The following is a 6,792-nucleotide window of genomic DNA, read 5'->3' as shown; positions in this document are numbered from 1 at the left end:
ATTAATGAGTCAATTAAAATTTATAGATTTATTTGCAGGACTTGGAGGCTTTCATCTTGCTTTAGCAAAATTGGGACACGAATGCGTTTTTGCAAGCGAATTGATGCCTGAATTGCAAAATCTATATAAAACAAATCACGGTATTGTGTGTGCAGGCGACATTAACCAAGTTGATATAAAAAAGGATATTCCCGAACACGACATCTTGTGTGGAGGTTTTCCGTGTCAGCCATTTTCACAGGCAGGCTCTCAACAGGGCTTTAATGATGAAAAAGATAGAGGAAATCTTTTTTATAAGATTATGGAAATATTGCAACATCATAAGCCTGAATTTGTTTTTCTTGAAAATGTACCGAATCTAAAATCACACGATGACGGAAACACCTATACAGTAATAAAAAACGAACTCGAAACATTATACGAAGTACAGGACGACATCATATCTCCACATTATTTTGGCATTCCTCAACATCGTACTCGTATTTACATAGTAGGTAGGTTAAAATCAAAAGGAGGATTAAAAGACTTTCAATTCCCAAACCATACCCAACGTCCTGAATGTAGTATTAATGATATAATTGTCCACGATGATGACGATTATATGACTTTGAAAAATGTTACTCGAAATCATTTAGAAGTTTGGCAAGAATTTTTGGATTTGCTTGTTGAGAACGGAGGACAACTTCCTACTTTCCCGATTTGGGCAATGGAATTTGGGGCGACTTATAAATATGAAAATCGCTCTCCTTATTATCAGCAAAATAAAGAGTTGATTGGGCTTAAAGGAAAGTTTGGAGAAGAAATCAAAGGTAATTGTAGAGATGATTATTTCAATTGTCTGCCAATATATGCTGACCCAACAAAATCAGATAAAAATAAAATTTTCCCAGATTGGAAAAAACAATTTATTCGTCAAAATAGAGAGTTTTATGAGAAAAACCAATCTTGGATAGACCCTTGGTTACCCAAAATCAAAGATTTTGAAAACAGCCACCAAAAATTTGAATGGAATTGCGGATATGAAGAACAGCCAACAATAAGCAACAAAATTGTTCAGTTCCGTCCTTCGGGTATTAGAGTAAAAAAACCGACATTTTCGCCAGCTTTGGTTTTAACAACAACACAAATTCCTATTTTCCCCTGGGTTGAAACACCCAAAGGCGAAATAGGCAGGTATATGACAAGAAAAGAAGCTGCAAAACTTCAATGTATGGAGGATTTAAAGGAATTTCCCGATACCATAGCAAAAGCATTTCGGGCATTTGGTAATGCAGTAAATGTTGAAGTGGTAAAAAGAATTGCAGAAAATTTATTGGTAGATTATGAAGCAAATTAACAAAGTATCTATTGCATTGCAACCAAGTGTTTACAGCACTTTTCGAGCGTTAAACAATACGGTTTCTTTTACGCTCGGGGAGTATGTTGATAATGCTGTGCAAAGTTATCTCAACAATAAAAGTGAATTATTGGCAGTTGAACCTAATTATAAATTAGAAGTTAGAATAACTGTTGATTGGGAAAAACGAACAATCACGATTATTGATAATGCAGCAGGAATTAATGCCGAAAACTACGAAAAAGCATTTGAGCCTGCACATATTCCATTAGACAAAACAGGGCTGAATGAGTTTGGTATGGGAATGAAAACTGCCTCTGTTTGGTTGGCAGATAATTGGTGCGTTTATACAAAAGCGTTAGGAGAAACGGTAGAACGATATACAGATTTCGATTTACCAAAAGTAATAAAGGAAAACAAAGAAGAATTAATTGTTACAGAAACTCCCAAACCAACGAATGAGCATTATACAAAAATCGTTCTTTCAAATCTATCAAACCAAGCTCCTACCCCAAATCAAATGGATAAAATCAAAAGGCATTTATCCAGTTTTTATAGGAAATTCATAAGAAACAACGAAATAAGGATTTTTGTAAATGATGAACAGCTACATTATCCCGATTACGAAATTTTAGAAGCACCGTATTATAAAAATTCTGAAAGTCCAGATGTTTTTTGGAAAAAGGAAATTGATTTTGAGTTTGGCGAATACAGAGCAAAAGGATTTATTGCGATACTTAAAACGATGCAACAATCGGCTAACGGTATTGCCTTATTAAGACGGGGAAGAATTATTGAAGAAAAATACTTTCCTACTGTTCTTTGTGGGCAAATTGGTTCGCCTCGATACAAAAGGATCTTCGGAGAAATCGAACTTGAGGGTTTTGATGTATCGTTTAACAAGAACAAATTCAGAGATGAGGAAAATTTATATGCTTTTATGGAAGCATTAAAAGATGAACTTACTGCACCTGAATTTGATTTATACGGACAGGCTGAAAATTACAGACAACGAGCAAAAGAGGAAACAACAAAAATAGCCAAAGGAATTACTGCTACCCTCAAAAAAGAAAGCAAACCTCGTGAACTCGCAAAAAGAGTACAAGAAGCAGAGATAAAAGCACAAGACACTCAATTAACTGCACATTCTGAAACATCAATACAAAATGCAGAAACTTTGGGTAGTCATTCCGATTCATTTCAGTTAAATGATACAGATTATACGCTAAAAGTTGATTTGGTTAATGACACAACTACCGACAAATTGTATTCTGTTGCTTTGGAAGATAGCAACACATTGTTTGATACAGCTAATAGCAAGATAATTGTTTGCAAAATCAATCTTGCACATCCATTTTTCACTCGTTTCGACCAGTTTAAAAAAGCCGATAATTATCAGCCAATTATTGCAATATTCAAATCGCTTGCTTTGGCAGAAATTATGGCACCAAATCGAGGTACGTCTAATGCATCAAACATTAGGCTTTTGTTCAACAATTATTTACTTCAATAATATGGAAATTCAAATATTATCTTCACAATTAGGCGATAAATTTTCTCCAATAATTGGAGAAAGAACAACCGAATTAATTGACCGATTGAAAAGCAAACTCGACCAAGACGAAATTGATTGTTTGTTATCAGAAACAGCAGATATTTTATCGAATTGCACAAATCCGAACTTAAACGAATCTCAATCAGTAACTAATCTCGCATTTGGGTATGTTCAAAGTGGAAAAACTTTGTCTTTCACTACATTATCAGCAATGGCAAATGATAATGGTTTCAGAATTATTGTGTATTTCGCAGGAACAAAAACGAATCTATTAACACAAACAACTAAACGTTTACGGAAAGATTTAATCAATAACGGTGTAAATAATCAATTCTATAAATTACACGAAAATCCGTCATCTAATGAAGTTCAGAAGATTAAAAATGAATTGCAAATAAGCACAAAACCTGCAATTTTAATCACGGTGCTTAAACACCATAAATACATCAATGACCTTGCTGATATTTTTAATTCACAGCAAGTTAAATCGGTATTAGGAAACAAAGCCGTTTTAATTATTGATGATGAAGCAGACCAAGCAAGTTTAAACGGTTATGCTTATAAAAACAGCAAGAAAGAGAATACATCAGAAGAATGGGAAGATGATGAATATACTACTACTTACAGCAGTATTTTGAGATTAAAATCGTCTATTCCAAATCATTCTTATATTCAATATACAGCCACTCCACAAGGACCATTATTGATTAGCATATTGGATTTACTTTCTCCGAAACATCATACTGTATTAACACCAGGAAAAAAATATACAGGAGGTAAAACATTTTTTGTAGATAAACCCGAACTCATTGTTACAATACCAGAAAACGAGGTTTTTAATAGTAAGAAGAATCAACTGCAAAACTGCCCTAAAACGCTTATTGAAGCCTTGCAAATTCATTTGATGAATGTTGCATTAGTTGTTCGTATATTACAAAAAGAAAGGTATTTGTCAATGATGATTCACGCAGACAAAGACCAAGATGCAAGCCAAGCATTTCACAGTTGGACAAAGAATTTAATTGATATGTGGACAGAGCAAATCAACAGTGATGAAAATGATTTTGCTCGTATAGAATTAGTCAATTCGTTCAAAAAGATTTACCCCGAAGTTATTCGATACTATACTTCGCCTGATGATGTTGTTCCTACCTTTGAGGAAATCTTACCACATTTGCAAGATGTGATTTTTGACACAAATATTGAACTAATTATCAGCAGAACAAAAAAACAAGGAAGTAATAAAGAAATTGATTGGGAGGGTTATTCTTCGCATATTTTGGTAGGTGCAGAAATGCTTAATCGTGGTTTTACAGTTGAAAATTTAGCGGTTACATATATGCCTCGTTATAGTGTCAGTAAATCAACAGCCGACACTATTCAGCAAAGATGCCGTTTTTTTGGCTACAAATTGAATTATCTAAAATCTTGCAGAGTATATCTTCCCGAAGATACAATATTAGAATACGCAGAATATGTTGAACACGAGGAAGAAATGCGTAAATGGCTAGAAGAAAATTCGAGTCTTGAAGATGTAGAGCAGTTGCTATTGATAACACCAAAATTAAATGCAACTCGTAAAAATATTCTTTCAGTAAATACTGTACAAACAAAACTAAACGGTTGGCGAAAAATGAACGCTTTCCAAGTGATAGAAGAAAATACTCGTTTTGTTGAGCAGTTTATTTCCGAAACCAATTTTACTAATGATAAAGATTATGGCACACCCGACCGTAATCATCGCTATGCAAAACTCCCAGTACAAGAAGTAATTGAGTTTTTGTCAAATTTCAAATTCTCAAATATGCCTGATGCGGCTCGAAAGCAAGCAACAATCAGGTATATGAAATATCTTGCGACAAAACAAAATTCGCCTTTACAACACGCTTATATAGTTCAAATGGCTTATGCAGGAAATCCTCGTGAGCGTACATTTAATGAACAAACTCAAAGACTGAAAGAATTACATACAGGTCGTTCCACTTCGGGGCAAGAAGTTTATCCGGGAGATGCGAAAATCAAATTTGAAGATTCTATCTGTATTCAGATTCACAAAGTACAACTCAAATCTGATTCAATAAATTGGGGTGGAAAAATTGCTTATACTTTGGCAATCTATTACCCCGAAGATTTTGCTGTTAATTATGTAGCGACAGAAAGTAAAAACGAAAAATAGTGAAAATAATGAGATACCCGATTTATAAAATATTTGCAAATTTACAGCAAAAAGAGCCTGTCAATAAAGATAGTTTTTTGGCAGCTTCTTTGCCATTTACTCAAAAGCATAAAATCGGGGTTTCATCAGAGGGATTTCCTTTATTTTTTATTGAATGTAATGACATAGGTTACTCGGCAGACATAAACCTTGAACTTATATCAGTTTTATTTAATCGACCTTGTAGATTATCTGAAAACAGCACCCAATCAGAGAGTGTTTATACTATTATTTCATTAAAAACAAAAAATATTGACTTTCAACAATATTTTTTTGAGGTGGTTTGCATAGTGTTGGAGCAGTTGCCCGAAAACACCTCACACAAGCAACTCAAAGCAGAAATTCAGAAGCTAATAGAGCTATTCAGTCGCTTCAATCGTCCACCACGCAAAACCATACAAGGACTTTGGGCAGAATTATTTATTATTGAGCGAGCAAACAATCCCGAATATTTAATTCAATCTTGGCATTCTTCATCAGAAGACAAGTTTGATTTTAATGACGGACAAGACAAAATAGAGGTCAAAAGCACAGCAAATGTCAGTCGTATTCATAGATTTTCCCTTGAACAGCTTAATCCAAATAAAAATTCTAATTTATTAATTGCTTCAATTTTTGTTGTTCAAACAGGCAAAGGGAAAAATATTTTTGAACTAATTGATTCTATCCATCAAAGAGTACAAAATTTAGAATTGCAATTTAGGCTAAATGAAATTGTATCTCAAACACTTGGTAATGATTTAGATAAAGCATTTGACACCTATTTTGACAATCAACAGGCTTGCGATACACTTGCTTTTTTTGATTTCAAGGATATTCCTGCAATTAAAAATGATAGCATTCCTTACGAGATTAGTAATGTTCATTTTGATTGCGACTTATCCAATGTTAGTACAGTTGAAAATGAGGTTTTAAAATCCTCTAAAAGTTTACTATTTAAAAGCGTACAGGTATGAAGATAGAAAAAATATATCCTGAAACATTGCGACAACTGATGGTTGAGGTTTTAAAGACTTCGACTGATTTTTCATATATTAGTGGAACACAACCTTTTTTAATGCAATTTAAGGGCAAGGAATTTTACGTTTATATAAAAAACTTGTCTTCAGCCTATTTCAAAGAACGACCTGACACAACAAGAGCACAATTACCCGTACGAGAGGAATTTGACGAAATCAAAAAAACGGATATTCCATTTATTTTTTTAGGATACGACCAGCAAAATGATGTTTTAGTCTGTTGGAATTTTCATAATGTCAAAGTACGTTTAAATGAAAAACGAAGTGTTTCGTTTTATTCTCGTCAGTTTTTTCAAGATGAGGTTTCATTAGGTACTTTTCTACGCAAACGCTTAAAAAATGGCGATGAACCAATTCTTTTCAAGCGTAGAGATTTAGTTGAATTTTTCAATCAAATTGACACTTTCTTTCCTATATCCGAAGATGAAACGCCTAATGCTATTGAGCCTACAAAAATAGTTGATAATGAACAATTTGTTTCAAATGGAAAGTTATTAAGAATAACAGACAAAGAGTTAATAGAGCAATTGAAACCACTTATCGAAACAAAACGTACTTTGCAAGCATTAAAGGTTGTTGGCGATTTTTACAAAGGGCAATTTCCAACAATGAAATTAGCGGATTGGAATAAATTGATAAAAGAAATTCATTAACAAGCAACATTACA

At 33.5% G+C, this 6,792-nt stretch carries 5 protein-coding genes; all 5 read left to right on the top strand.

Annotated elements, in window-relative coordinates; translation table 11 throughout:
* The coding region (locus RH98_RS03495) for a DNA cytosine methyltransferase (protein WP_010250542.1) at positions 1 to 1,336 on the top strand (1,336 nt) is incomplete at its 5' end.
* Positions 1,323 to 2,849 carry an ATP-binding protein gene (locus RH98_RS03490; protein WP_010250540.1) on the top strand — a complete coding sequence of 509 codons (1,527 nt, stop codon included), beginning with the start codon at positions 1,323 to 1,325 and terminating at the stop codon, positions 2,847 to 2,849. The genes RH98_RS03495 and RH98_RS03490, both read left to right, overlap by 14 nt.
* 1 nt (position 2,850) lies before the next feature.
* Entirely contained in the window at positions 2,851 to 5,067 is a 2,217-nt protein-coding gene (locus RH98_RS03485) for a Z1 domain-containing protein (protein WP_026038723.1), read from the top strand.
* Positions 5,068 to 5,075: 8 nt separating this feature from the next.
* Positions 5,076 to 6,062, top strand: coding sequence for a PD-(D/E)XK motif protein (locus RH98_RS03480; RefSeq protein ID WP_010250536.1), 987 nt, complete (start codon positions 5,076 to 5,078; stop codon positions 6,060 to 6,062).
* Positions 6,059 to 6,778, top strand: coding sequence for a hypothetical protein (locus RH98_RS03475; RefSeq protein WP_010250534.1), 720 nt, complete (start codon positions 6,059 to 6,061; stop codon positions 6,776 to 6,778). Before RH98_RS03480 ends, RH98_RS03475 begins: the two co-directional genes overlap by 4 nt.
* The last annotated feature ends 14 nt before the right edge of the window (positions 6,779 to 6,792 follow it).

Source organism: Myroides injenensis M09-0166, assembly GCF_000246945.1.
In the GTDB taxonomy this organism is placed as follows: domain Bacteria; phylum Bacteroidota; class Bacteroidia; order Flavobacteriales; family Flavobacteriaceae; genus Flavobacterium; species Flavobacterium injenense.
Note: the sequence above shows the minus strand (reverse complement) of the source record. Positions and strands in the feature narration are given on the sequence as shown.